General features: G+C 67.8%; 26 protein-coding genes. 7 read left to right on the top strand and 19 right to left on the bottom strand.

What is annotated here, in order from left to right; genetic code table 11:
• Window positions 1-297 precede the first annotated feature (297 nt).
• The gene (locus AC07U0_RS17970; RefSeq protein ID WP_494721342.1) at window positions 298-933 is read right to left on the bottom strand and encodes a LolA family protein; all 636 of its coding nucleotides are present in this window, start codon (window positions 931-933) and stop codon (window positions 298-300) included.
• A gap of 202 nt (window positions 934-1,135) precedes the next feature.
• Between AC07U0_RS17970 and AC07U0_RS17965 the strand changes: the two genes are divergently transcribed.
• Entirely contained in the window at window positions 1,136-1,774 is a 639-nt protein-coding gene (locus AC07U0_RS17965; RefSeq protein ID WP_494721341.1) for a GNAT family N-acetyltransferase, read from the top strand.
• 49 nt (window positions 1,775-1,823) lie between these two features.
• Window positions 1,824-2,117, top strand: a complete 294-nt coding sequence (locus tag AC07U0_RS17960; RefSeq protein ID WP_494721340.1) for a hypothetical protein — start codon at window positions 1,824-1,826, stop codon at window positions 2,115-2,117.
• Here the strand turns inward: AC07U0_RS17960 and AC07U0_RS17955 are convergent, their stop codons facing one another.
• The 3 genes from AC07U0_RS17955 to katG form a co-directional block, all read right to left on the bottom strand.
• Complete coding sequence (locus AC07U0_RS17955; protein WP_494721339.1) at window positions 2,118-2,618, bottom strand: hypothetical protein; 501 nt, start codon at window positions 2,616-2,618, stop codon at window positions 2,118-2,120.
• Between the two features lie 61 nt (window positions 2,619-2,679).
• Window positions 2,680-3,579, bottom strand: a complete 900-nt coding sequence (locus tag AC07U0_RS17950) for a hydrogen peroxide-inducible genes activator (RefSeq protein WP_494721399.1) — start codon at window positions 3,577-3,579, stop codon at window positions 2,680-2,682.
• Window positions 3,580-3,726: 147 nt separating this feature from the next.
• Window positions 3,727-5,958: a catalase/peroxidase HPI gene (gene katG / locus AC07U0_RS17945; RefSeq protein ID WP_494721338.1), complete on the bottom strand. Its 2,232-nt coding sequence runs from the start codon at window positions 5,956-5,958 to the stop codon at window positions 3,727-3,729.
• 252 nt (window positions 5,959-6,210) lie between these two features.
• Between katG and AC07U0_RS17940 the strand changes: the two genes are divergently transcribed.
• Together AC07U0_RS17940 and ahpD are read left to right on the top strand one after the other, a co-directional pair.
• On the top strand, window positions 6,211-6,765 hold the full coding sequence (locus AC07U0_RS17940; RefSeq protein WP_492034378.1) for a peroxiredoxin: 555 nt from the start codon (window positions 6,211-6,213) through the stop codon (window positions 6,763-6,765).
• An 84-nt stretch (window positions 6,766-6,849) separates the two neighbouring features.
• Window positions 6,850-7,383 (top strand): alkylhydroperoxidase, AhpD family, encoded by a 534-nt coding sequence (gene ahpD, locus AC07U0_RS17935; protein WP_494721337.1) that lies wholly within the window; start codon window positions 6,850-6,852, stop codon window positions 7,381-7,383.
• 80 nt (window positions 7,384-7,463) lie between these two features.
• Here ahpD and AC07U0_RS17930 read toward each other — a convergent pair whose 3' ends face one another.
• Genes AC07U0_RS17930 through AC07U0_RS17915 form a run of 4 tightly spaced genes read right to left on the bottom strand, consistent with a single transcriptional unit; the run spans window position 7,464 to window position 10,472 of the window.
• On the bottom strand, window positions 7,464-8,099 hold the full coding sequence (locus tag AC07U0_RS17930; RefSeq protein ID WP_494721336.1) for an exopolysaccharide biosynthesis protein: 636 nt from the start codon (window positions 8,097-8,099) through the stop codon (window positions 7,464-7,466).
• Between the two features lie 56 nt (window positions 8,100-8,155).
• Window positions 8,156-8,794, bottom strand: a complete 639-nt coding sequence (gene grpE / locus AC07U0_RS17925) for a nucleotide exchange factor GrpE (protein ID WP_494721335.1) — start codon at window positions 8,792-8,794, stop codon at window positions 8,156-8,158.
• Window positions 8,791-9,885: a heat-inducible transcriptional repressor HrcA gene (gene hrcA, locus AC07U0_RS17920; protein ID WP_494721334.1), complete on the bottom strand. Its 1,095-nt coding sequence runs from the start codon at window positions 9,883-9,885 to the stop codon at window positions 8,791-8,793. Before hrcA ends, grpE begins: the two co-directional genes overlap by 4 nt.
• On the bottom strand, window positions 9,882-10,472 hold the full coding sequence (locus tag AC07U0_RS17915; protein ID WP_494721333.1) for a DUF1287 domain-containing protein: 591 nt from the start codon (window positions 10,470-10,472) through the stop codon (window positions 9,882-9,884). Before AC07U0_RS17915 ends, hrcA begins: the two co-directional genes overlap by 4 nt.
• A gap of 125 nt (window positions 10,473-10,597) precedes the next feature.
• On the opposite strand from AC07U0_RS17915, the gene rph reads away from it, so the two are divergent.
• Complete coding sequence (gene rph, locus AC07U0_RS17910; protein ID WP_494721332.1) at window positions 10,598-11,326, top strand: ribonuclease PH; 729 nt, start codon at window positions 10,598-10,600, stop codon at window positions 11,324-11,326.
• Between the two features lie 118 nt (window positions 11,327-11,444).
• Window positions 11,445-11,837 (top strand): hypothetical protein, encoded by a 393-nt coding sequence (locus tag AC07U0_RS17905; RefSeq protein ID WP_494721331.1) that lies wholly within the window; start codon window positions 11,445-11,447, stop codon window positions 11,835-11,837.
• A 32-nt stretch (window positions 11,838-11,869) separates the two neighbouring features.
• Here AC07U0_RS17905 and AC07U0_RS17900 read toward each other — a convergent pair whose 3' ends face one another.
• The 7 genes from AC07U0_RS17900 to truB all read right to left on the bottom strand — a co-directional run bounded on the left by AC07U0_RS17900 (window position 11,870) and on the right by truB (window position 20,730).
• On the bottom strand, window positions 11,870-13,543 hold the full coding sequence (locus tag AC07U0_RS17900; RefSeq protein WP_494721330.1) for an MDR family MFS transporter: 1,674 nt from the start codon (window positions 13,541-13,543) through the stop codon (window positions 11,870-11,872).
• Between the two features lie 55 nt (window positions 13,544-13,598).
• Complete coding sequence (locus tag AC07U0_RS17895; protein WP_494721329.1) at window positions 13,599-14,726, bottom strand: dipeptidase; 1,128 nt, start codon at window positions 14,724-14,726, stop codon at window positions 13,599-13,601.
• Between the two features lie 56 nt (window positions 14,727-14,782).
• Window positions 14,783-15,316, bottom strand: coding sequence for a MarR family winged helix-turn-helix transcriptional regulator (locus AC07U0_RS17890; protein WP_494721328.1), 534 nt, complete (start codon window positions 15,314-15,316; stop codon window positions 14,783-14,785).
• A 73-nt stretch (window positions 15,317-15,389) separates the two neighbouring features.
• On the bottom strand, window positions 15,390-16,784 hold the full coding sequence (locus AC07U0_RS17885; protein WP_494721327.1) for a serine hydrolase: 1,395 nt from the start codon (window positions 16,782-16,784) through the stop codon (window positions 15,390-15,392).
• Between the two features lie 177 nt (window positions 16,785-16,961).
• On the bottom strand, window positions 16,962-19,196 hold the full coding sequence (gene pnp, locus AC07U0_RS17880; protein ID WP_494721326.1) for a polyribonucleotide nucleotidyltransferase: 2,235 nt from the start codon (window positions 19,194-19,196) through the stop codon (window positions 16,962-16,964).
• Window positions 19,197-19,494: 298 nt separating this feature from the next.
• Window positions 19,495-19,764 carry a 30S ribosomal protein S15 gene (rpsO, locus tag AC07U0_RS17875; protein ID WP_207869956.1) on the bottom strand — a complete coding sequence of 90 codons (270 nt, stop codon included), beginning with the start codon at window positions 19,762-19,764 and terminating at the stop codon, window positions 19,495-19,497.
• Between the two features lie 33 nt (window positions 19,765-19,797).
• A complete protein-coding gene (gene truB, locus AC07U0_RS17870) occupies window positions 19,798-20,730 on the bottom strand; it encodes a tRNA pseudouridine(55) synthase TruB (RefSeq protein WP_494721325.1) in 933 nt (310 codons plus the stop codon).
• 50 nt (window positions 20,731-20,780) lie between these two features.
• On the opposite strand from truB, the gene AC07U0_RS17865 reads away from it, so the two are divergent.
• Window positions 20,781-21,377, top strand: a complete 597-nt coding sequence (locus AC07U0_RS17865; protein ID WP_494721324.1) for a hypothetical protein — start codon at window positions 20,781-20,783, stop codon at window positions 21,375-21,377.
• An 8-nt stretch (window positions 21,378-21,385) separates the two neighbouring features.
• On the opposite strand, the gene rbfA is transcribed toward AC07U0_RS17865, so the two are convergent.
• The 4 genes from rbfA to infB form a co-directional block, all read right to left on the bottom strand.
• Window positions 21,386-21,832: a 30S ribosome-binding factor RbfA gene (gene rbfA / locus AC07U0_RS17860; RefSeq protein WP_494721323.1), complete on the bottom strand. Its 447-nt coding sequence runs from the start codon at window positions 21,830-21,832 to the stop codon at window positions 21,386-21,388.
• A 72-nt stretch (window positions 21,833-21,904) separates the two neighbouring features.
• Window positions 21,905-22,594 carry a DUF2459 domain-containing protein gene (locus AC07U0_RS17855; RefSeq protein ID WP_494721322.1) on the bottom strand — a complete coding sequence of 230 codons (690 nt, stop codon included), beginning with the start codon at window positions 22,592-22,594 and terminating at the stop codon, window positions 21,905-21,907.
• Between the two features lie 4 nt (window positions 22,595-22,598).
• Complete coding sequence (locus AC07U0_RS17850) at window positions 22,599-23,129, bottom strand: hypothetical protein (protein WP_494721321.1); 531 nt, start codon at window positions 23,127-23,129, stop codon at window positions 22,599-22,601.
• Between the two features lie 177 nt (window positions 23,130-23,306).
• Window positions 23,307-25,718: translation initiation factor IF-2 (gene infB, locus AC07U0_RS17845; RefSeq protein WP_494721320.1), on the bottom strand; the 2,412-nt coding region annotated here is incomplete at its 5' end.

Raw genomic sequence — 25,718 nt, 5'->3', positions numbered from 1 at the left:
GGCAAGCTTAGGTCGCTTGCGCTCAAGCAGCGAGCGCCCGCGTCGCGAGCGTTAGCGCCCTGCAAACAAAGAAAAAACGCCCGGTACGAGCGTACCGGGCGCTGAAGTTTTTCTCTCTCACACGCCGCTATCGGGAGGGGATGACGTCCGACGCGGAAGAGCGACCGCCGTCGCTCTGTGCTCAAAGTGTCACGCCCTGTAAAAAAGGTCAAACACTAAACTATGAAGCTTTGCCGTTGCGAACGAACCACGATCAGCGAATCATCCGCCTTCCCCCTCAACCGTCACGCTCGCGTGTCAGTTGCGGCCGGGACGGCGCGTGGGGTCGCGCAACTGGAACAGGCTGGCGGCGAGGCCCGAGGCCGGCTGCAGGGTGGTCAGTTGGGTGCGGGTGCGGCTGCCTTGCGCGTCAGTGATGGTCCATTCCTGCAACCGGAGCGGGCTGCCGGCGAAGGCCAGGATCACCGAGCCGTCATTGGGCCGCTGGCCGTCGCGGGCGGTGATGGCGAAGGCGCCGGAGGCCATGCGGGTCACCCGATCGATACGCACGCCCTGATCCAGACGGACGTTGCGCGCGAGGAAGGTAGAGAGCGGGGTGGCGCCGAGGGGCACCTGACGGAAGACCTCCAGACGCGGGTCATAGCGTTTGACGTTATAGCCGTCGGAGACGACCAGCAGGCCTGCCGGGTCGGTGTATTCGAAGCGCATCTTGCCCGGACGCTGCAGATAGAAGCGGCCGCGGCGCTGCTGGCCGTTGGGGCCGGTCTCGACGAAGGTCCCCTGGGCCGAGGTCAGGTTCTGCAGATAGGACTGGGCTGTCTGGAGGGTGGCGCGGTCCTCGGGCGACAGGTTCGACTGGGCGGCGGCCGGCAGGGCGGCGAGGCCCGCGAGGGCCGCGGTTCCGAATGCAAAGGCGCGGCGTGAGACGGTCATGGTCAAATCTTCCTCCCGTTCGGGATGGTTTTCGATGGACGCCAGTCTGGCGAGGCCGGGGGACGTCGATATGACCCAAGCCTGACCATATTCCGGCCCCCCGATGAAGCCCCGTTCATCACGGGGCCGCGATTGTGAGGTCAAAGAACGCCGCGCGGACGGAAGCGTTGCCGCCTTCGCCCCGAACCGCGATGGTGATCCCATGAGCGCCGATTCCGACCTTCTCGCCCTCTGGACCCGTGGCTGGGCCCTGACGCGGGGTGTCGAGCCGCCCGTCTGGGACGACGGCGGCTGGCGGATCGAGGTCGGGGCCGAGGACCAACTGCGACGATACGTCTTCGCCGGGCCGAGCGAGGCCCTGGTCCGGCGTGCGGCGGCGATCACGGAACCGCATGTCTTCCTGAAGGTCTGCGCCGATGAGGCGACCGTGCGACCCCTGCTGCCCGCCCGCTGGACCCTGCGTCCGCCGGGCTTCCTGATGACGCTGGAGGGAGCAATGACCGGGAGGGCGGCGCCCGACGACGGCTATCGGATCGAGATCGGTCCTGATGTCAGGCCGGGCGGGCCGGTGATCTTCTGCACGGTCCGGGACGCCTCGGGCGCCGAGGCCGGGCGGGGCCGCGCCGTGATCGTGGACGACCGGGTGGTCTATGACCGGATCCTGGTCGAGCCGGACCATCAGAGGCGCGGTCTGGGTAGGCGGATCATGCGGGCGCTGGAGACGGCGACAGGCTCGCTCGGAAAAGGAGCGCTGGTGGCGACCGAGGACGGTCAGGCCCTGTACCGCACCCTCGGCTGGCGAACGCAGTCGCCCTATACGACCGCCGTCATTCCCGGCTGAAACGAACAGGCCCCGACGCCGCCTCAAACCGGATCCAGTGAAGATCGCGATGAACCGCTCGCCGCACATCCTCAACGTCTCGTCCAATCTGCTGGGCATCACCCTGCTGATCATCGCGGGCCTGCACCTGACCGACCGGTCGGCGCAGTCGTTCGCCGACGAGATCGCCTGGGTCGGGGCGGTCTGCTTCCTGGGCGCCTGCTTCCTGTCCTATCTATCGCTGGGCGGCGGACGGAAAGGCGAGCGGCTGGAGGTCTGGGCCGACCGCATCTTCCTGCTGGGTATGACCAGCCTGTTCTGCGCCATCGTGGTCCTGGCCCTGCCCGGCTCGATCCTGCGCTGATCAGCCGGGCTTGAAGGCCTGGTTGCAGAGCTCAGACCCGAAGGCGTCGGACAGTTGCTCCTCGCTCTCGGCCATCTGGAACACGCCCAGCCGACCGCCCACGATGGTGCGGCCGATGTCGTATTCGGCGACCACCCGGCCGTTCGCCGGATCGACCAGACGGGCATGGCCACGCAGGACGTTGGCCCCGCCGATCAGCAGGACCTGGGCCGGGTTGGCGCGGTCGAACCGGCTGATCGAAGCTTCCAGACGCAGGGGCCGGCCGCCGGTGGCGCAGCCGTCGAGCTTGGTCTGCACCCGCTCGCGGAAGATGCCCGCAAATTCGGGACGCACCGTCACCTTGTCATCGGTCGTCAGGCGGATCTCCGAGACCCGCATACCCGCGGCCGCCGCCGGATCCAGAGCCGTCACGGGCGCGGACCGGGACATGCCGACACAGGCCGAAACGCTGACGGCGGCTCCGATCAAGGCGACGGCGGAGAGGGAGCGGGCGAGGCGCATGGGTTGAATCCCTGAGGCTGAGGCTCAGGCAACGCTCAGGGGCGGATTTCTATCCCGCCCCTCAGTCCTGCTGCATCGCCTCGGCCAGAAGGCGGGCCTCGGCGGCGCGGCTGGAGCCGGCGCGCCAGGCGACGACGATCTCGCGGCTCGGGGCAAGGGCGCCTGCCCGGGGCTGGATATGGCGGATGACGACCGATGGGGTGTCCGCGAGACCTGCCCGGACCGCCATCTGGGGCAGGAAGGACACCCCCAGACCCGACCCGACCATCTGGACCAAGGTGTGCAGGCTGGTGGCCGCGAAGACGTCATCGCCCTTGGGCGCCTCGATGTCGAAGGCGGCCAAGGCCTGATCGCGCAGGCAGTGGCCATCTTCCAGCAGGATCAGGTCCTCGCCCCTGAGCGAGCCCGACTGGATGGCGCCGGGGGCGGCCAGGGCGTGATCGGCGGGGGCGGCGGCGAGGATCTCGTCGTCGCCGATGCGGGCGTGCTCGATGCCATGCGCCTCATAGGGCAGGGCGATGACGGCGGCGTCGAGCTGACCCGCCTTCAACCCCGCGATCAGGCGCGGCGTCAGGTCCTCGCGGATGAACAGGCGCAGGGCCGGATAGGCCGCCTTCAGCCCCGGCAGGGTCGCGGGCAACAGGAAGGGGGCGACGGTCGGGATGACGCCCAGGCGGAAACGGCCGGACAGGGGTCGACCGGCGCTGCGGGCGGCCTCGACCAGATCCTCGGTGCGGGCCAGGACGTCCTCGGCGCGCTTGACGGCCTCGGCGCCGACGGCGGTCAGCTGGACATTGCCCCGGGTGCGTTCGACCACCGGAGCGCCGAGAATCTTCTCGAGCTCCTGCACCCCCGCCGACAGGGCCGGCTGGCTGACGTGGGCCGCCTCGGCCGCGCGGCTGAACGAGGCATGCTCGGCCAGAAGTTTCAGATACTGGAGCTGGCGCAGGGTGGGGAGCATGGAGCCGACATAGGCGCTTCCTATGGCGGGCACAAAATCAATCGGCGTAACCGATAATACGGTTTCCGCAGACATCTCCGGAGACGCGAAAAATCTCCGCCGCGACCTGCGCCACGGCGGAGACATCCGATGCTTTCCCAGCCTGCCTTACGCCGCCCGATCCAGGTCGGCGCGCCACAGGTCGAAGCGGTCGGCGTTCATCACCTGGACCCAGGCTGCGATGAAGTCTTTCACGAACTTCTCGCCCGCATCGGACGCCGCATAGACCTCCGACACGGCGCGCAGCTGGGAGTTGGAGCCGAACACCAGATCGGTGCGCGTCGCCGTCCAGAGCTGCTCGTCGGTAATGCGGTCGGTGCCGACGAAGGTCTCGTCGCCCTCGCCGTCGACCTTCTTCCAGCCGGTCTTCATGTCCAGCAGGTTGACGAAGAAGTCGTTGGTCAGCTGGCCGGGGCGATCGGTGAAGACCCCGTCCTTCGATCCGCCGACATTGGCCCCGAGCACGCGCAGACCGCCGACGAGGACGGTCATCTGCGGCGCCGTCAGGCCCAGCAACTGGGCCCGGTCGACGAGCAGCTCCTCGGTCGGGACGCTGAACCGCACCTGCAGATAGTTGCGGAAGCCGTCGGCGCGGGGTTCGAGGACGGCGAAGCCCTCGACGTCGGTTTCCTCCTGCGAAGCGTCGGTGCGACCCGGGGTGAAGGGCACCTCCACCGCATGACCGGCCGCCTTCGCCGCCTGTTCGATGCCGACGGAGCCGCCAAGCACGATCAGGTCGGCGATGGAGACGTTGCCAGACGCCGCCTTGATGTCCTCATAGACCTTGAGGACCCTGGCCAGCCTGGCGGGCTCGTTGACCGCCCAGTCCTTCTGCGGCGACAGGCGCAGACGCCCGCCGTTGGCGCCGCCGCGATGGTCCGAACCGCGATAGGTCGCGGCCGAGGCCCAGGCGGTGGAGACGAGTTCGGCGACCGAGAGGCCCGACGCGGCGATCTTCGCCTTCAGGGTCGAGACATCCGACGCGCTCAGCGCCGGGCCGGTCGCGGCGGGGATCGGGTCCTGCCAGATCAGGTCCTCGGCGGGCACTTCCGGGCCGAGGTAGCGGGCCTTGGGGCCCATGTCCCGGTGGCAGAGCTTGAACCAGGCGCGGGCGAAGGCGTCACCGAAGTAAGCGGGATCGCTCCGGAATTTCTCCATGATGACGCGGTAGGCCGGGTCGATCTTGAAGGCCATGTCGGCCGTGGTCATCATGGTCGGAACGCGCTTGCCCGGCGTATGGGCGGCCGGGGCCAGGGTCTCTTCCGGATTGCCGACCGGCTGCCACTGCTTGGCCCCTGCGGGCGAGCGGACCAGCTCGTAGTCGTGGTCCAGCAGCATGTCGAAATAGGTCATGTCCCAGGTGATGGGCGTGGGGGTCCAGGCGCCCTCGATGCCCGAGGTGATGGTGTGGTCGCCCACGCCGCTCTCATGGCCCGACTGCCAGCCCATACCCTGCTGGGCGATGTCGGAGCCTTCCGGAGAGGCCCCGACCTTGGAGGCGTCGCCGGCGCCGTGGGCCTTGCCGAAGGTGTGGCCGCCCGCGGTCAGAGCCGCCGTCTCCTCGTCGTTCATCCCCATTCGGGCAAAGGTCTCGCGGATGTCGCGGGCCGACTGCAGGGCCTCGGGCACGCCGCCCGGGCCTTCGGGGTTCACATAGATCAAGCCCATCTGGATGGCGGCCAGCGGCGCCTCGAGCGCGGCGCCGTCATCGGGCCGGATGCGGGTCTGGTTGGCCTCGTCACCGACCCAGTTCTCTTCGGTGCCCCAGTAGACGTCCTTCTCGGGCTCCCAGACGTCGGCGCGGCCGCCGCCGAAACCGAAGACCGGTCCACCCATGGATTCGATGGCGACATTGCCGGCCAGGATCATCAGGTCGGCCCAGCTGAGCTTCGAGCCGTATTTCTGCTTGATCGGCCAGAGCAGGCGGCGCGCCTTGTCCAGATTGCCGTTGTCCGGCCAGGAGTTGAGCGGGGCGAAGCGCTGTTGGCCCGCGCCCGCGCCGCCGCGGCCATCGCCGGTGCGATAGGTGCCGGCCGAATGCCAGGCCATGCGGATGAAGAAGGGACCGTAGTGGCCATAGTCCGCCGGCCACCAGGGCTGACTGTCGGTCATCAGGGCGGTCAGGTCGCGCTTCACCGCCGCATAGTCCAGCGACCTGAAGGCCTTCGCATAGTCGAAGTCGTCGCCCATCGGGTCGCCCGACTTGCCCTGCTGATGCAGGATGTCCATCGTCAGCTGGTTGGGCCACCAGTCGCGGTTGGTGCGGCCCAGAAGCGAACGCAGGGCGGCCGGCTCCTTCTTCGGATCATTGAGGGGGCTCGGGGTCTTTTCGCCGTCCATGACGTCCTCCATCGTCGGTGAGGATGGGACCCTATGCCCCTGTTGAAGGCAGGGAAAATCGATAAACTTTGTGATTGGTAGTTGGGAAATCTATAAAAGCAGCTTCTCTCACGGCCATCAGTCGGCATAGGTTTTTCTTATTCGCATACGCGAAATGATCGATTTGACTTCGCAGCTGCGAAAGACCATTTGAGCTCCAGCGACGGAGGCCTCCCCCTCCGACGGTCCATTTCAAACCACTGGAGACTGCTCATGCTCGGCGTCGGCGAAACCCTGCCTAACTTCAAGATCATCGGCGTGAAGCCGGGCTTCAACTCGCACGAGGAAAACGGCGTCTCGGCGTTCGAGCCGCTGACCGAGACCTCCTTCGAAGGCAAGTGGAAGGTCATCTTCTTCTATCCGAAGGACTTCACCTTCGTCTGCCCGACCGAAATCGCCGCCTTCGCCAAGCTGGGCAAGGACTTCGAGGACCGCGACACCATCGTCCTCGGCGGTTCGACCGACAACGAATTCGTCAAGCTGGCCTGGCGCCGCGACCATGCCGACCTGAACAAGCTGCCGATCTGGCAGTTCGCTGACAACGGCGGCAAGTTCGCCCGTGAGCTCGGCATCCTGAACGAGGAAGAAGGCGTGGCCCTGCGCGCGACCTTCGTCGTCGACCCGCACAACGTCGTCCAGCACGTCTACGTCACCAACCTGAACGTCGGCCGCGCGCCGGACGACACCCTGCGTGTCGTCGACGCCCTGCAGACCGACGAACTGTGCGCCTGCAACCGCCCCGCCGGCGGCGAAACGCTCGCAGCCTAAGGCTCGACGAGCGACGAAACAGAAGGGCGGCGGCGGATCACCGCCGCCGCCTTTTTTCTTCCCCGAATTCTGAAAGACCTGACCATGTCGATTGATACCGTCCGCGACCTCATCCCCGCCTACGCCAAGGACATCTCCCTGAACCTGGGCTCGCTCGCCTCCGAGACCGTGCTCAACGACCAGCAGAAGTGGGGGGCCTTCCTCGCCTCGGCCCACGCCATCGGCGTCGCCCCGGTTGTGAAGGCCATCGAGGCCGCGGCCGCCGAACACCTGTCGCCCGAGGCCATCAACGCCGCCAAGTCGGCCGCGGCCATCATGGGCATGAACAACATCTACTACCGGGCCCTGCACCTGATGCATAACCCCGAGTACCAGACGCTCCCGGCTCGCCTGCGCATGAACGTCCTGGGCAATCCGGGCGTGGACAAGATCGACTTCGAACTGTGGTCGACCGCCGTCTCGGCCATCAACGGCTGCGGCGCCTGCCTGGACGCCCACGAGGGCGAGTTGAAGAAGCACGCCGTCCCTGCCGCCCAGATCCAGACGGCCCTGCGCATCGCCGCCGTCGTCCACGCCGCCAGCCGCATCGTGGCCTCGGAAGCGGCTCTGGCTTCCTAGGGAAGAGCGCTATCGCTCGGCCCACGGGGCCTCGCTGCTTGAGCGCGAGGGCCCGTGGGCTGGAGCGACGCCGAGTGGGTTCAGAACAGCCCTGACACCCACTCCCAGCCGTGCCCGAAGCCGGCCACGATGATCTTCCAGGCGAGGAAGAGGACGACGATCGTGATCCCGGTCACGATCCAGCCCAGCAGCACCGCCAGACCGTCGCGCTGCATCACCCCCAGCGAGAAGAAGGTGATGGCGACGGCGGGGATCAGGTTGCCCCCGAAGATCGGCAGGACCAGCACCGCCGACAGGAAGACGCAGGCCAGGCCGATCAGGCCCTGACCGAAGCGCGAGGTCAGGAAGCGCAGGCGCGGCCGCGACAGGTGTTCGGTGAAGCGGATCAAGCGCATGAAGCGGTCGCTGAGCTTCCGGAAGGTCGCGCGGCTGACGGTGGCCCGCTCCATCCAGCCGGGCAGCCACAGGGCCTCGCGGCCCCAAGCCAGCTCCATCGACAGGAACAACAGGGGCGCGCCGGTGATCGTGGTGCCGCCGGGCGGCCAGGGCATCAGGTTCAGGACACCGAACAGCAGCATCACCGCTCCGAAGGCCCGGTCCCCGAAGGCGTCGACCAGCTCGCCCAGAGCGAGCCGTTCGCCTGGGCGGCGCCCGAGCGTCTCGATCACATCAGAGAAGGCGCGCGGCCGGCCGGTCGAGGTCTCGGTCAGGGACATGCCCTGACCTTAACCATTTCAGCGACAGGCGTAACCGCGTTCGTCAGCGGGGCGTCTTACGCCTTGCCGTCGAAGGCGCCGCCGTTGGCCGCGGGGGCCTCACCATAGGCGCCGGAGGCGGCGGCCTTGGGGCCCGAGCCCTTGGCGGCGACCACGACCATGGCCGGACGCACGGTGCGGCCGAACAGCTCATAGCCCGCCTGCATGGTCTGGATGACCGCGCCGCCGGGAACGGTTTCCGAGGGCTGCTCCATCATCGCCTGATGGAAGTGCGGATCGAAGGCCTCGCCGGCCGAGGGCGCAACCCGCTTCAGGCCATTGGCTTCAAAGGCGCCCAGCAGCGACTTCTCGGTCAGCTCCAGACCCGTGACCAGACCGGCGGCGGCGCCGTCGGCGTCCTTCGGAGCCGCCTGAAGCGCGCGCGAAAGATTGTCGGCGACGCCCAGCAGGTCCTTGGCGAAGCGCTGGATGGCGAAGGCGCGCGCGTCGTTCAGCTGGTTCTCGGTGCGGCGGCGCAGATTGTCCTGTTCGGCGGCGGCGCGCAGGGCGCGGTCCTTCCACTCGTCGCGCTCGGCGATAACCTGATCCAGCGGCGCAAGGCTTTCGTTGGCGTCGGAGACCGGACCGCCTTCATCCTCTTCGCGCTCGATGGCGTCGAGTTCTTCCTGGGTGGGGTTTTGGTGGGTGTCGCTCACGTGTCCTGTCCGTCCAGCATTCGCCCCAGCACCCGGGCGGTGTAATCCACCAACGGAATGATGCGGGCGTAGTTCAGTCGCGCGGGTCCGATCACGCCAATGGCGCCCAGAACCCGCTGTCGGCCGTTCATATAGGGCGCCGCGATCACGGCGGAACCCGAAAGTGAAAACAACCGCGTTTCCGCCCCGATGAAAATGCGCACGCCCTGGGCCGCATTGACCCCGTCGAGCAGGCCGATCAGCTGTTCCTTCTGCTCCAGATCGTCGAACAGGACGCGCACCATCTCAAGATCGGCGGCGGTTTCGCGGTTCTGCAGCAGGTTGGCGCGGCCGCGCACGATCAGGGAGCGCTCCCGGTCCGGACCGCCCGACCAGGCCGCCAGACCATCCTCGACCAGACGGGCGGCGGTGGCGTCCAGCTGAAGGCGCGCGGCGTCCAGCTCGGCCCGCATCTCGGTGCGCGCCTCGGCCAGGGGGCGGCCCTTGAGCCGGGCGTTGAGGAAGTTGGACGCCTCCTGAAGCGTGGAGGGCGTCACCCCCGCCGACAGGGGCATCAGCCGGTTCTCGACCGTGCCGTCGTCCCCGACCAGCACCGCCAGCGCCTGATCGTGACCCAGCGCGACGAACTCGACGTGCTTGACCCCGGCGTCCGAGACCGGAGAGGCGACGATCCCTGCCCCGCCCGCCAGACCCGACAGCAGCGATGACGCCGCATCCAGCGCCTCGTCAAAGCCCCTGCCCTTCCCGGCCAGCCGGGCGTCGATCTCGCGCCGCTCCTCCTGACCGATGTCACCGATCTCAAGGAAGCCGTCGACGAACAACCGCAGGCCCGCATGGGTCGGGATCCGTCCGGCCGAGGTGTGGGGCGCCGCCAGCAGCCCCGCCATGGTCAGGTCCTGCATGGTGTTGCGGATCGAGGCGGGTGACAGGGAGACCCCGCGCTGCGACAGGGTCCGCGACCCGACCGGCTCGCCGTTCTCCAGATAGGTCTCGACGATGCGGCGGAAGATGTCGCGCGCGCGCTGGTCGAGGCCGGTCAGGCCGAGGCCGGGCGATTCCAGCGCCGTGGAGGTGAGCAGCGGAGACCTCATGCGACCACCGGCCAGCGATAGTGGCCCGCCGCGCGGGAGGTCGCCATCAGCCACAGGCCGTGTTGCATCACGCCGAGGCCGAAATTGTGGATGATCAACGGGTGATCCCCGGCCCGGCTGACCAGGCCTATGTGCGGCCCGCCGTCGCGATTGCGCCAGGTCAGGATGTCGCCGACCTGCAGCGGCTCGGGGAAGCGCGCCCCCTTCGGCCTGCCCTCCGGCGCCCAGACCTCCGCGCTCTGCCGCCGGAAGAAGGCCTCCAGATTGGGCACGCGGCGGTGATCGATATTGGCGTCCGGCTTCGTCAGTCCCCAGCGCGCCTTCGAGGGATAGGCGTCGAAGGCCTCATCCATGTCCTCGTGGACCAGCTTCTGCAGATCGAGATCGAGGCCATCGCGAGCAGCGCGAATGACCACATCGCAGCAGACGCCGGTCTTCCTCGGCACATCCCCGCCCGGATAGGCGAGAGCGTGGTAGCCCTTGTCATAGCCCTTGGTGACGCCGAGCTGCTTCTGCGCCGCCCAGGCCAGACGCGCCGCCGTGCCGGTCCCGGCCTCGATGGTCAGCGGGCCGCTGCACCCCGCCATCCCGACGGCCGCAACGCCGATCGCACCGCCCAGAATCAGGCGGCGGCTCGGGTACGATGATGGGGGGGCATACAGGCTCACGGTTTCAGGATAAGCAGCCGAGCCTTCACTGACTAGGACCTCCCATGCGCCCTTCCGACCGTACCCCTGAGCAACTCCGCGCCGTGACGCTGGAGACCGGGGTCAACCGCTATGCCGAGGGCTCCTGCCTGGTCACCTTCGGCCACACCAAGGTGCTGTGCCTGGCCTCGGTCGAGGACAAGGTCCCCGGCTGGATGCGCAATACCGGTCAGGGCTGGGTCACCGCCGAATACGGCATGCTGCCGCGCGCCACCCACACCCGCGGCCGCCGCGAAGCCGCCGCCGGCAAGCAGTCCGGCCGCACCCAGGAAATCCAGCGCCTGATCGGCCGCTCCCTGCGCGCCGTCGTCGACCTGAAGGCGCTCGGTGAGCGTCAGGTGGTCATCGACTGCGACGTCATCCAGGCCGACGGCGGCACCCGCACCGCCTCCATCACCGGGGCCTGGGTGGCCATGGCCACGGCGCTCGGTCATCTGGTTTCGGAAGGCGTGCTCAAGACCAATCCGATCCTCGATCAGGTTGCGGCCGTCTCGTGTGGCGTGTTCGAGAACGAGCCGGTGCTGGACCTCGACTACGAGGAAGACTCCAACGCCGAGGCAGACTCGAACTTCGTCCTGACCGGCACGGGCACGATCGTCGAGATCCAGGCCACCGGCGAGAAGCGCGGCTTCTCCCGCGCCGAGTTCGACCGCCTGTTCCAGCTGGCCGAAATCGGCTGCGCCGAGCTGTTCATCAAGCAGAAGGCGGCGCTGGAGGCCGCCCTCAAGGCCTGATTCAGCGAGGGATTCCGGAACCCGAAACGCGGGTTTCCGAAGGGGCTAGCCGAGCGGCGCGGATCGAGGCATCGTCCGCGCCGTTCCCTGATCTTTGAATGACCGTGGAGGCGTGCCGATGCGTGGACTGACTTCTCTGGCGATGATGTCGGCGGCCCTGCTGCTGGCCACGCCCCTGCTGTCGGCCTGCGGTGAGCCCGCTCCGGAAAAGAAGGCCGAGGTCGCCTCGGCTCCGGCCCAGACGCCGGTGATGCCCGAGGACGCCCCGCCCCAGGAAGAGGCCGAGGCCACGATCACCGATCCGGTCCCCCCGACGCCCGTGAAGAGCTGCGCCGAGGACATCGGGGCCGCCGCCTCCGCGAAACTGGTCCGGCGCTGCATCGCCGTCAGCCCTGCGACCCATCCGCCGTGCAACGCCCAGAACGAATGCGCCGCCATCCAGGGGGAGATCGACCGCTCCTGCGCCATGTACGGCCCGGGTGAGACGAAGCCCGCCGAGTGCGCGGCCTGATCCGTTAAGCCGGGTCGGCCGGGGGCTCGCTCTTAAGCAGGGTCGGCCGGGGGCTCTCCGGGCGCCTCGCCGAGCGCTCGATCCAGCGGCTCGGGCTTGCCGCGCGCCTGCAGCGGCAGGTCAGGCACGAGCAGGGTCGCCATCAGCCCCAGAAGACAGACGACGAAGCCGGCGAAGATGACGCCGAGGATGGCCCCGGTGACCGTCTCGCGCACCGCCGGATCGACGGCGGCGGCGGTCGGGGCGCCCGGCTGGGCCTGAACCCGGGTAGCGAGGGCCAGCTTCTCCAGATCAGCCAGAGACAGGGCCTGGACCTGGGCCGAGGGCTCGGCAGTCGAGCGATGGGTCATCGGCGCCGCCAGATTGTGGGTCAGAACCGCGCCGAAGACCGCCACGCCCACGGTCGAGCCCACCTGACGGAAGAACTGGCCGGCGCTGGTCGCGACGCCCAGCTGGTCGCGCGGCACAGCGTTCTGGGAGGCGAGGTTGAAGACGCTCTGCGCCGGACCGAGCCCGAGGCCCAGCAGGGTCACCCGCCACATCAGGTCGAACAGGGTCGCGTCGGACGGGGTCTGGGACAGGAGGAAGGCCGCCAGCGAGGTCAGGGCCGCGCCGAAGATCATCACCAGCTTGTAGCGCCCCAGTTTGTTGACGAGGAAACCCGAGGCCGTGGCGGCCATGATCAGTCCGACCGTCAGGGGCATCATGGCCAGACCGCTGGTCGTCGCGGGCAGGCCCAGACCCAGCTGCATATAGAGGGGCAGGAAGGACACCATGCCCATGAAGGCCATGAACATCAGGAAGGCCGACAGATTGGCCGTGGCGAAGGTGCGGTTCCTGAACAGGGCCAGAGAGATGACCGGGTTGGCAACGCGGCTCTCGACGATCAGGAAGGCGATCAGGGACACCGCCGCCACGGCGAACAGGCCGAGGATATGTGGCGCGCTCCAGCCCGCCGTCCCGCCCCAGCTCAGGGCCAGCAGCAGGGGCACGAAGGTGGTCAGCAGCAGGGCGGCCCCGGCGAAGTCGATCTTGCCGCCCGTTCTATGGGTCAGTCGCGGCATCTCGACCAGGATCATGAACAGGGCCAGGCCCGCCAGAGGCAGGTTGATGTAGAAGACCCAACGCCAGCCGGCGATGTCATAACCCAGCAGATGGGCGGTCGGCAGGTCGGTGAAGAAGCCGCCGATCAGGGGGCCGATGACGCTGGCCAGACCGAAGGTCGAGCCGAACAGGCCGCCCAGCTTGGCCCGCTCGCGGGGCGGATAGAGGTCGGCGATGACGGCGAAGGCCGAGGTGATCAGGGCCGCGCCGCCCAGCCCCTGGATGGCGCGGAAGACGATCAGCTGGGTCATGCCGCCGCCCAGCAGCGGCAGGGATCCGAACTCGCCCGCGAGGCCGCACAGCATCGACCCGATCATGAACAGGACGATGCCGATCACCAGAATGGGCTTGCGCCCGTAGATGTCCGACAGCTTGCCGTAGATCGGCACCATCACCGTCGACGCCAGCAGATAGGCCGTGGTCACCCAGGGATAGAGATCCAGCCCCGACAGCTGGGCTACGATCCTCGGCATGGCGGTAGAGACGATGGTCTGGTCCAGCGCCGACAGCAGGAAGACGATCATCAGGGCGATCAGGGTCACCCGCTTTTCCAGCGGACTGAAGGTCTGGGGTTCCAGAGCGGGGGGCGCGACATCGGTCATGCCCGATGCATGGAAGGGCTGCGACATCCTGTCCAGTGCAAACCTTGCTGTGTTTTCAGACCGGCCAAGTCTCGGCGAACACCCGCTGGAAATTGGTCCCGAGAATCTTCTCGACCACCCGCACCGGCTGGCCGCGATCCAGCAGGGCGCGGGCGATGACCTCGGCGCGGTCGGGCCGGTTCAGTCCTTCGACGAAGGGCGGACGGCCCTCGCCCGGAGCGCCGACACCGGCGGCCTTGCGCGCGGCGATGGAGGCGTCCCATTCGGCCATGCTCGCGGGCGAGGTGTCGAAGGGGGTCAGGATGGCGTCCGAGCCGATGCCGACATGGTCCTCGCCGCAGACGTCCAGCGCGTGGAGCATATGGGCCAGATAGACGTCCAGCGATTGCTGCTCCGGCCCCTCCGACAGGTAGCTGAGTTCATAGATTCCGACCACGCCGCCCTTGTCGGCGACCGCGCGCAGGACGGCGTCGGACTTGTTGCGGGGATGGGCATGAACGGCGGCGCAGCCGGCATGAGTGATGGCCACAGGCCGGGTCGAGGCGGCCATCGCCGAAAGGGTCGAGGCCTCGTCGGCATGGCTGAGGTCGAGGGTGACGCCGGTCGCATTCATCCGGGCCACCGCCTCGCGGCCCAGAGGCGTCAGGCCCGCCGAGGGCTGGGCCGCCATCACGCCCGAGGCGAAGGGGGAGACGGTGTTGTAGCTGAGCTGCATGACCCGGACGCCCAGGCCGCTGAAATGGTCAATATTGTCGACCTTGCCGTCCAGCATGTCGGCGGCCTCGAACGAGAAGATAACCCCGACCCGGTTTGTCCGTTTGGCCTCGGCAAAGTCCTCGAGGCGGTTGATCTTCATATAGACGTCGGGGCTGAGGCCGATGGCCTTGTCGATGGCGGCGATGTCGGCGCTGGTCTCGGCATAGCCACCGGAAGAGCCGCCGATCGACAGCTTGAACGCCGTCAGGCCGGAGGCGTGGACCTGGGCCGCCGTCGCGGCGTCCAGCGGCGCCGCGTCATCGAACGGGCCGACCAGATTGCCGTTGATGACCACGGCCGAGCGGTAGAGGCGAGCGATGGCGTCGTCAGGCGTTTGCGGGGCGGTTTGAGCCGCGGCGAACCGGGGCGCGAAGGCGAGGGCGGCGGCGCCCGAGAGAACGGTCCGGCGGTCGGTCGTGAAGGTCATTGGTCCGTCTCCCACGCGTGGCGTCGACACAGATATGTAGGCAACTACCTAATTCGTCAATCGGTCCCGGGCGGGAGGTCGTCGATCCGCTCAAGGATCCGGTCGAAGAGGGACTTGCGGGCTAGGGCGTCGTCGAGCCGATCCAGCGCCGCGACCACGTCGCCCGCCTCTTCATTGATCTCGGCGGCGGCGGCGTTGAAGGCCTGCCACAGGGTCCACATCCGCTCGACCAGGGCCGAGCCCTCGGGCGTCAGGGACAGGATGCGGCGCCGGGCGTCGGCAGGATCAGGGGCCGAGGCGATGATCCCCGCCCTCTCCAGCGAACGGCAGGCCTGGCTGACCGAGACGTGGGTGATGCGCATGGTGGCGGCGATCTCGCCCACGGTCGTCGCACCTTTGAGCACCATCTGGTTCAGGACGCCGAACCAGCGCTGTTCGAACACCAGACCCCGGGCGGCGTAGATCCGCGTGCCGTCGCCGTCGATCCGCTCCGACAGCCGCCGCAGCCGCGCGCCCAGCGCCTTGCCGCCCATGCTGCGGCTGTAGTCGGCCTCGTCGGGCTTTTCTGCGGGGATCGCTTTGGGGGCCATCGCCCAGCCATAGCCGCCCGCTCCCGAAACGACAAAGGCCCCGCGGTTTCCAGCGGGGCCTCGATCAGGCCGACTACTTCGTTTTGCGCGCGGGGAGGTCGTGACCGCCCTGATGCAGAACGAGCCCGGTCACCGCGCCCGAGGCGTCACGGTCGAAACTGAGCTGGGCGTCGACGACCTTGAGGAAGAAGCCGTCGGTCTTCTCCGCGAACAGTTCGAAGGCGGGCTGACCCGTGGCTTGAGCCATGAGCCGTCCATCGACGACCGAAACGGTGATGGCGAAGGCCGGGGAGGCTTCATAGACACCGGCGTAGCCGGCGAGGACGTCCGGCGTGACGGAGACCGCCTGCCGTTCGGTCTGAAGGGTGACCGCTCCGCCGTGGGCGAGGGTCATCAGGGTCGGACCCAGCTTGTCCGGACCCGGTCCGTTCAGATTGCCCAGCACCACGACCGTCATCCCGTCGTCAGCGCGGGCCATCCAGGTGTTGAAGCCTTCGATCGCGCCGTTGTGGCTGATGATCCGGTGACCATCCTGCTCTTTGGAGATCAGTCCCAACGCATAGTCGTTGCGGACCGGGGTGGTCAGGAGGGCGAGCGAAGCCGGCTTCAGCACCCGACCGCTGAACAGACCCTGCTCCCACTTCAGAAGATCATGGGTGGTCGAATACAGGCCGCCCGCGCCCTGAGGGACGGTCATGTCGACATAGTCGGCGTTGGCGAAGCCCTCGTCGGTACGGACATAGCCGGAGGCGCGATGCGGCAGGATCTTCGTCGCCTCGTCATAGCCGCTGGCGGTCATGCCGAGAGGCTGGAACAGGCGTTCGGAAATGAAGGTCGCATAGGGCTGGCCGCTGGCTTTCTCAATCACGGCGGTCAGCAGGATGTAGCCCGAGTTGGAATAGGCCCAGCGGGCGCCCGGCGCGAACTCGAGCGGGCGGTCGCTGAACCGGGCGATCAGGGCGGCGACCGTGGTGGGCCGGGTCTTGAGTGCTTCGAAATCGTCGAAGCGGGTCAGGTCGGGAATGCCTGAAGTGTGCGACATGAGATGCCGGACGGTGACCGCGTCCCAGGCGGCCGGCGCATCCGGGAGCCAAGTCTTCACCGGGGCGTCGAGATCGACAAGGCCCTGTTCCGCCAGCAGCAGGATGGCGACGGAGGTGAACTGCTTGCTGACTGAGGCCAGCCGGAACCGGGTATCGCCGTCGTTGGCGACGCCCCATTCGCGGTCGGCCAGACCATAGCCTCGGTCCAGCAGCACCTGATTGCCTCGCGTCACCAGAACCGAGCCCGAAAACTCACCCTCGTCCACGGAGGCGCGGATGATCTGGTCCATACGGGCGATATCCTGGGTAAGGGCCGGCGCCGCCGAGAGCAGCAGCGCGGCGACACCGAGAAGACCTGCGCGACGGGCACGGGACAGCGAAACGCGGCCGGGGCGCGAGCCCCGTGCGAGAACGATGGCAGACATGATGGATCCTCCCGGCGCAACACTCGCGCCCTGAAGGAAAGAGGCGCCTGACCTCCGCCGTGGATGCGGAAGCCCACATTATGTTTCGGTAATGGGCGGGACGTTTGGCCCGTCAAAACGACAAAGGCCCCGCTGTTTCCAGCGGGGCCTCGATCGGTTCAGCGGTGCTGCGTGCGACTAGTCGCGACGCGGGCGACGGCCGCGGCCTTCGCCGCCGCCTTCACGCTTCTTGCCGCCGCCGCCGGTGTCTTCGGTCAGCGGGGCTTCACCGCGCTCGGCGCGCTCGGCGTTGATCTTGTCGGTGATGTCCTCACCGGTTTCCTGATCGACGACCTTCATCGACAGCTTGGTCTTGCCGCGATCGTCGAAGCCCAGGAACTTGACCTTGACCTCCTGGCCCTCGGACAGGACGTCAGCCGGGTTAGCGACGCGTTCCAGGGCGATCTGCGACACGTGGACCAGACCGTCCTTGGCGCCGAAGAAGTTCACGAAGGCGCCGAAGTCGACGACCTTCACGACCTTGCCGGAGTAGATCATGCCGGGCTCGGGCTCGGAGACGATCGACGAGATCCAGTTCTTGGCGGCGTCGATCTTCTCCTGATCCGAAGCGGCGATCTTGACGGTGCCGTCGTCCTCGATGTTGACCTTGGCGCCGGTCTTTTCGACGATCTCGCGGATGATCTTGCCGCCAGTGCCGATGATGTCGCGGATCTTGTCGACCGGGACCTTGATGGACTCGATCTTGGGCGCGAACTCACCCAGCTCGGTGCGGGCGCCGTCGATGGCCTTGTCCATCTCGTCGAGGATGTGAAGGCGGCCGGCCGAAGCCTGGGCGATGGCCTTCTTCATGATCTCTTCGGTGATGCCAGCGACCTTGATGTCCATCTGCAGCGAGGTGATGCCGTCACGGGTGCCGGCGACCTTGAAGTCCATGTCGCCGAGGTGATCTTCATCACCCAGGATATCCGACAGGATGGCGAACTCGCCCGACGGCTCCAGGATCAGGCCCATGGCGATGCCCGAGACGGGCTTCTTCAGGGGCACGCCGGCGTCCATCAGGGCCAGCGACGAACCGCAGACCGTGGCCATCGAGGACGAGCCGTTGGACTCGGTGATCTCGGAGACCAGACGGATGGTGTAGGGGAAGTCTTCCGCCGACGGCAGCATCGGACGGATCGCCCGCCAGGCCAGCTTGCCGTGACCGATTTCACGACGACCGGCGCCGCCCATACGACCGGTTTCACCGACCGAGTAGGGAGGGAAGTTGTAGTGCAGCAGGAACTTCTCTTTGTACGTCCCGGTCAGGGCGTCGATGTACTGCTCGTCTTCGCCGGTGCCGAGGGTGGCGACGACGATGGCTTGCGTTTCACCGCGGGTGAACAGGGCCGAACCGTGGGTGCGCGGGAAGACGCCGACTTCCGAAACGATCGAGCGGACCTTGTCGAGGGCGCGGCCGTCGACGCGGTGACCGTTGTCGATGATGTCGCGACGCAGGACGTGGGCTTCGCATTCCTTGAAGGCGGTGGCGAACTTGGCCGATTCGACGCCGTCCGGCTTCTCTTCGGTCTTCACCAGGGCCTCGGCGGCCTTCTTCTTGGCGGCGCCGACGGCGTTGTGGCGGTCATGCTTGGCGGTGTGAGTGTAGGCGGCCTTGATGTCGTCGCCGACCAGCGACTGGATCGCGGTGACGACGTCCGAGTGGTCCTCGGCCTGGAAGTCGAAGGGCTCCTTGGCGGCGTGTTCGGCCAGTTCGATGATCGCTTCGATGACCGGCTGCATGCCGCGCTGGGCGAACATCAGGGCTTCCAGGAAGGTGTCTTCCGACAGTTCCTTGGCTTCCGATTCCACCATCATCAGGGCGTCGGCGGTGCCGGCGACGACGAGGTCGAGTTGCGAGTCGGGCAGTTGGTCGATGGTCGGGTTCAGGACCAGCTCACCGTCGATGTAACCGACGCGGGCGGCCGCGATGGGGCCCATGAAGGGCACGCCCGAGATGGTCAGGGCGGCCGAGGTGGCGACCATGGCCAGGACGTCCGGATCGTTTTCCAGATCGTGCTGCAGGACGGTGACGACGACCTGGGTCTCGTTCTTGAAGCCCTTGACGAACAGCGGGCGGATCGGGCGGTCGATCAGGCGGGAGACCAGGGTCTCCTTCTCGGTCGGACGGCCTTCACGCTTGAAGTAGCCACCCGGGATCTTGCCGGCGGCGAAGGTCTTTTCCTGGTAGTTCACGGTCAGCGGGAAGAAGTCCAGGCCCGGCTTGGGCGCGCGACCGTAGACGACGGTGGCGAGGACGACGGTCTCGCCGTAGGTGGCCAGAACGGCGCCGTCGGCCTGGCGGGCGATGCGGCCCGTTTCCAGGGTCAGCGGGCGGCCGGCCCAGTCGATCGTCTTGCGTTTGATATCGAACATTATTCTTCTTTCGTGTCCCGGGCGGCGTATTCCGGCCGGGGTCCCATCAGTGGGGCTGGATGCGTCGGGCGTTCAGTCCTTCGATCCATGGATCGCCACGCCATCGCGGTCGATCCGGGAGTGTTGAGGACTATTCTCGAGCCCTCGCGTCATTTCTCGGGACCCGATTCACGGCCTCGGCAAGAGCCTCAACCGATCAGGTCCTGCGCCGTAGGTACCGCAGCGCGCGGCTGGTCTCTAGTTACGGAAAGAGGCGCGGACATGGCCCGCGCCTCGAAACCGTTGTCGCCGGGAGCGCTTAGCGGCGCAGGCCCAGCTTGGTGATCAGAGCGGTGTAACGCTCCTTGTCGACCTTGGTCAGGTGGTCAAGAAGGCGACGACGCTGCGAGACCATCTTGAGCAGGCCGCGGCGCGAGTGGTTGTCCTTCTTGTGCGTCTTGAAGTGTTCGGTGAGGTTGGCGATGCGTTCCGACAGGATCGCGACCTGGACCTCGGCCGAGCCGGTGTCGCCAGCGGAGCGGGCGTTGTCGGCGATGACTTCGTTCTTGCGTTCAGCAGTAATCGACATCGTATTCTCCAGGTTGGAGTCCCCTGACCGGAGTCAGGAAAGATTGAAAACGCGGTCGGGTTCTAGCCGGCCGGCCCGCAACTGACCGAGAGCGACGAGGGTCTGTCCGTGAAAGGCTGAAACGGTTCTGTCGCCGTCCCGAAGGCGGCTCCTGAGCGTTTCGACCTGTCGGGGGAGCAGAACGATCGGTCGTCCCTGACGAAGCGAGAAGGCGTCCTGTTCCGTAATGGCCAGCTCCGGGATGTCGTCCAGGGCGGTCGCTACGGGCAGCAGGCCTTCAAAGGCGGCGTCCCTATGCACCAGATCGGTCAGGAAATCCAGTGTGACGGCGTTATCGACCGAAAACGGCCCCACCTTCTCGCGCCGCAGGGCCGAGACATGCCCCTCGGCGCCCAGGGCCAGGGCCAGATCGCGCGCCAGCGACCGGACATAGACGCCCTTGCCGGTGCGGATGGTGATCTCCGTATGGTCGGCGTCGGGCATGTCGGTGACCTCGGCCTCGTGGATTACGACCTTGCGGCTGGCCAGTTCGAACTCGGCGCCGTCGCGGGCCAGGTCATAGGCGCGCTGGCCGTCGACCTTGATGGCGGAGAAGCGCGGCGGGGTCTGGTCGATCTCGCCGACGAAGGCCGGCAGGGCCGCCTTGACCGCCTCCAGCGAGGGCCGCACGTCGGAGCGGCCGATGATCTCGCCTTCGCGATCAATACTGTCGGTCGAAATCCCCCAGTGGACGGTGAAGCGATAGATCTTCTCCGCCTCCATCATGAAGGGCACGGTCTTGGTCGCCTCGCCGAGCGCGATCGGCAGGATACCCGAGGCCAGAGGGTCCAGCGTCCCGGCGTGTCCCGCCTTCTGGGCGTTGAACAGGCGGCGGATCTTCGACACGGCGTCGGTCGAGCCCATCTCGAAGGGTTTATCCAGGCAGACCCAGCCGTTGACGACCTCGCCCTTCTTGCGACGGCCCATCAGCCGATCTCCGTGTAAGAGGAATGGATTGAGACGCCGGAGCGCCCGAAATGATGATGACCCGCCGCATCGTGGCCGCCGGCCTTCTGGCCGTGGTCGCGGCCCCCGCCCTGGCCGAAGACGACCCGGTCTTCGCCTACCGCGGCTTCACCGTCGACATGACCGCGGCGGCGTCCGGAAAGCGCGCGACGGTGGGGGCGTACATCCGTCAGCAGATCGATCTGGTCGAAAGCCTGAACATCCGCGAGGACATCAAGGTCTGGTTCCGCAGCGTACGCCTGACCGTCGATCCGACACTGAACATGCCGGGCCGCGTCGACCGCAACGGCCTGACCCTGAACGACGCGGTCTCGCCGCCCGAGAACCCGGTCCTGCTGCACGAACTTCTGCACGTCTATCAGGCCCGACGCCTGACGGGCGCGCGGGACAACCCGCACCTCGTCGCCGCTTTCGCTCAGGCGAAGCGCAGCGGCGACTGGCCGGCGCAGGCCTATATGCTGTCGAACATCAACGAGTTCTTCGCCATGACCGGATCGGTCGCCCTGTGGGGCCGGGCGGCGCGGCCGCCGTCCACGCGCGAGCGGCTGAGGGCGGCCCTGCCCGACTGGTACGCGTTTCTGGTCGGCGAGTTCGGCCTGACGGCCTGACGCGCGGATCATTCGCCGTCTTCGTCCTCGTGACCCGCCTGCAGGTCGGCGCGGACGCGGGGGTCGTCGAACAGGCGGTCGATACGGCTGGCGGCGTCGAAGCTTTCGTCGTGGCGGAAGCGCAGGTCGGGCGTGAACTTCATGTCCAGATGGCGGCCCAGCTGGCCACGCAGGAATTTGGCGTGGGCGTTCAACGCCTTGATGATCTCGCTCTCATGGCCGGCGGTCGGCGCCGTCTCTACACCGGCGCCCAGGGGCTCGACGAAACAGGTGGCGTGTTTCAGGTCGGGCGACAGCCGCACCTCGGTGACGGTGATCGACACGTCCTTGAGCGCCTCGTCGTGGATCTCCTCCTCGCGCAGGATCTCGACCAGGGCGTGACGGACAAGCTCGCCCGCACGTAGCTGGCGCTGGGTCGGACCGGCGTTCTGGAATTTGGGCTTGCGGTTGCTCATCGCGGGATCCTCGTCGCTCGCCGGGGATCGGACCCGGCCTGAAAGCGCCCTTCAAAAGGGAAGTCGGGCGGTCTAGGCCCCCGAGGCCGCAAAGTCCAGTTTTGCCCGATCCGCCGTGCGCCCGATCTCGGCCGAGAGGATGGTCTGGACCGGGCGGATCGGCAGGCCGGCGGCGTTCAGGACCTCGCCCGCCCAGTGGTTGCACAGGTGCAGGACCGAGAAGGTTTCGCGGCTGGCGAAGAAGCGGACCGGGTCGCCGGGCCGGGTGGCGGCGACGCGCGGCTTGCCGGTCGACAGGTCGAGACTGGCCTCGATACGGCGGTCCATGGCCTCGAACCCGGCCTGCGACAGGACCAGACGGCGGCGCCCCTCCGGCAGGAAGGCCTGTTCGGGCGCGACCGTCTCGGGCCGCAGCATCAGGACCGACGGATTGCCCGGATGGAAGAAGGCGCGGGCGCCGTCGGGCAGGCGCGACTGGATCGGGCTCTGGTCGACATAGAATTTCGCATCGCCCCAGCCGATCAGGATCCAGTCGCCGGGACCGAGGGTCGCGATGGCGTCGGCCAGGGGGCCCGGCCGGGCCATCAGCGCCGCGCGCGGGGCGACCATGTCGGTGTGGAAGCCGTTGTCGAGCAGATAGAGCGGGACACCCTCGTCACCCGACGCTTTCGGCCACAGGGCCGGATCGCCCGGCGCGGTCCAGGTCCACAGGGCGGCGAACGCCCCGACTATGCCTGCAAGAAGAGCCCCCCGGATCCCCATGGCGTTACGGCCGCTCGGGCAGCGGGTTGTCGCTGCCGCCAAAACCGCTGCGCGGCGGAAGGGCCCATTCACCACGATAATCGTAGGACAGCTCGACACAGTGACGGTACTGGCCGTCGGCCCATCGGCCGACCGCATGCATCTTCAAGGGGCGAACGGCGCGCACCAGACCGACGACCAGATAGGTCTCCTCGGCGCCGGGGCACAGGGCGCGGGCCAGGGGACGGCCGTCGCCGTCGGACGGGATGGTGTAGACGGTGGTCTCGCCCGCATGGTCAGGCAGGGCGCGCCGGGCCTGATCGGGGCCGCCGCGCCGGATATCGGCCGAACCGCGCGAGGTCGTTGAGATGATCCGGCGAATGGCCACCGCGCCGAACAGGCCGCGATGAACCTCCAGCGTCACGCCTCGCGTCAGGGCCGTGGTGATCCGGTCCGACGGATTATAGGCCAGATAGCTGGTCCCCGCCGCCGCCGGCGTGGCGAGGGCGGACACAGCCAGTACGGAGGCGATCAATGCAGTCAGACGAGAAGACATGACGGCTTCATCCCGGGACTATACGGCGGAAGCTTGGCAAAAGCCCGCCGCCCCTTACGGAACGGCGGGCCATTGTTGTCAATCCGGACGCTTGCCGCGCTCAGGCAGCGAGCGTCCGCAGAGCCTGTCCTCGGGCCGATCGCAGATCGGACCCGGGGACGAGCGGCAGTGCCCTGACTAGAGCGTGCGCTTGATCTCTTCGACGGTGAAGCACTCGATGTAGTCGCCGACCTTGATGTCCTGGAAGCCCTGGAAGTGCATACCGCACTCCTGACCCGACGGGACCTCGTTGACCTCGTCCTTGAAGCGCTTGAGCGTCTGCAGGGTGCCCAGTTCCAGAACCACGACGTCGTCGCGGATGATCCGGACCTTGGCGCCCTTGCGGACCACGCCTTCGGACACCCGGCAACCGGCGATCTTGCCGGTCTTGGAGATGTCGAAGACCTGAAGCACGGCGGCGTTGCCCAGGAAGGTTTCCCGTTGCAGCGGCGCCAGCATGCCCGAGAGCACGCCCTTCATGTCGTCGAGCAGGTCGTAGATGATCGAGTAGTAGCGGATCTCGACGCCCTCACGATCAGCCAGGTCGCGCGCCTGTTTCGAGGCACGGACGTTGAAGCCGAGGATCGGGGCCCCGGCCGACTTGGCCAGGGTGACGTCGCTTTCGGTGATACCGCCGGCGCCGGAGAAGACCACGCGGGCGCGAACCTCGTCGTTGCCCATCTTCTCGAGCGAGCCCTGAATGGCTTCGCCCGAACCCTGGACGTCAGACTTGATGAGGACCGGCAGCTCCGAGATCTTCTTGGAGCCCAGCTTGGACATCATGTCGGCCAGCGAGACCTGGTTGATGCCGCCGGTCGCCTTCTCGCGCTTCACGCGGGCGCGGTACTCGGTCAGCTCGCGGGCGCGGGCTTCGGAGTCCACGACGGCGAGCGGTTCGCCGGGCGACGGGGCCTCGTCCAGACCCAGGATCTCGACCGGAACGGACGGGCCGGCCTCGGTCAGCTGGGCGTTGCGCTCGTCGAGCAGGGCGCGAACCTTGCCCCAGGCGGAGCCGGCGACGACGATGTCGCCACGCTTCAGGGTGCCGCGCTTGACCAGAACGGTCGCGACCGGGCCGCGACCCTTGTCCAGCTTGGCCTCGATGACCACGCCTTCGGCCGAGCGTTCCGGATCGGCCTTGAGGTCCATGACCTCGGCCTGCAGCAGGATGGCGTCGATCAGGCCGTCGAGGTTGGTCCTGGCCTTGGCCGAGACCTCTACGATCTGGGTGTCGCCGCCCAGGGCTTCCGAGATGACTTCGTACTGCAGCAGCTCGTTGACGACTTTCTGCGAATTGGCGTCCGGTTTGTCGATCTTGTTGACCGCCACGATGATCGGAGCGCCGGCCGCCTTGGCGTGCTGGATGCTTTCGATCGTTTGCGGCATGACGCCGTCGTCGGCCGCCACGACCAGCACCACGATGTCGGTGACATTGGCGCCGCGGGTCCGCATGGCGCTGAACGCCGCGTGGCCCGGGGTGTCGAGGAAGGTGACCGCCTGGCCGCTCGCTGTCCGCACCTGATAGGCGCCGATGTGCTGGGTGATGCCGCCGGCCTCGCCCGCGGCCACGTCGGTGGTGCGGAGGGCGTCGAGCAGCGAGGTCTTGCCGTGGTCGACGTGGCCCATGATGGCCACGACCGGCGCGCGCGGCGTGGTCGCCTCGTCGTCGATGGCGTCGGACAGGAAGCCCGTTTCGACGTCGGATTCCGACACCCGCTTGACGGTCATGCCGAACTCGTCGGCCACCAGTTCGGCCGTGTCGGTGTCGATGACGTCGTTGATCTTCATCATCATGCCCTGACGCATCAGGAATTTGATGATGTCGACGCCGCGCACGGCCATCCGGTTGGACAGTTCCTGCACGGTGATGACGTCAGGGATGACCACTTCACGCGCGGTCTTCGGCGCATCGGTGGAGCCGCCCTTGCGCTTTTCCTTCTCGCGTTCGCGAGCACGGCGCACGGAGGCCAGCGAACGCATCCGCTCGGCGGTGTCTCCGTCGCCGGCGACCGACTGGATGGTCAGGCGGCCTTCGCGGCGCTTGGGCTCGCCGCGCGTGCGGCTGACGGCCTTGCCGGCGTCCGAGAAACGCTTGTCGCGATCGTCCTCGGGCTTGGCCGGACGGCCGAAGCCGACGCCCGGGGCGCGGCTGGGACGGGCGACCTCGGCCTGGGCCGGGGGCTGGTTCGGGGCCGGACGACCGCCGGGGCCGGTGCGCGGGCCGCCGGGACGGGCGGCGCCGGGAGCCGGACGCGGGTTCAGGGCCGAATAGCGAACGGGCTCGGCCGGCTTGGCCGGGGCGCCGCCGGGACGGGGCGCCGTGGTCGGACGGTCCGTATAAGACTTCTCACCGCCGCCCATGGCTTCTTCACGCGCCGAGCGGGCGCCGAAGGCCGGACGGTCGATCGGGGCGCGGGCAGGCTGGGCCTTGGGCACGCGCTGGCCGAAATTGACCACCGGACGGGCCGGGGGGGCCGGACGCGGCGCGGGGGCCGGGGTCGGAGCGGGCGTCGGCGCCGGAGCCGCGGCGACCGGAGCGGCCGGGGCCGG

The organism is Brevundimonas sp. GW821-FHT02A10, assembly GCF_059422025.1.
Note: the sequence above shows the minus strand (reverse complement) of the source record. Positions and strands in the feature narration are given on the sequence as shown.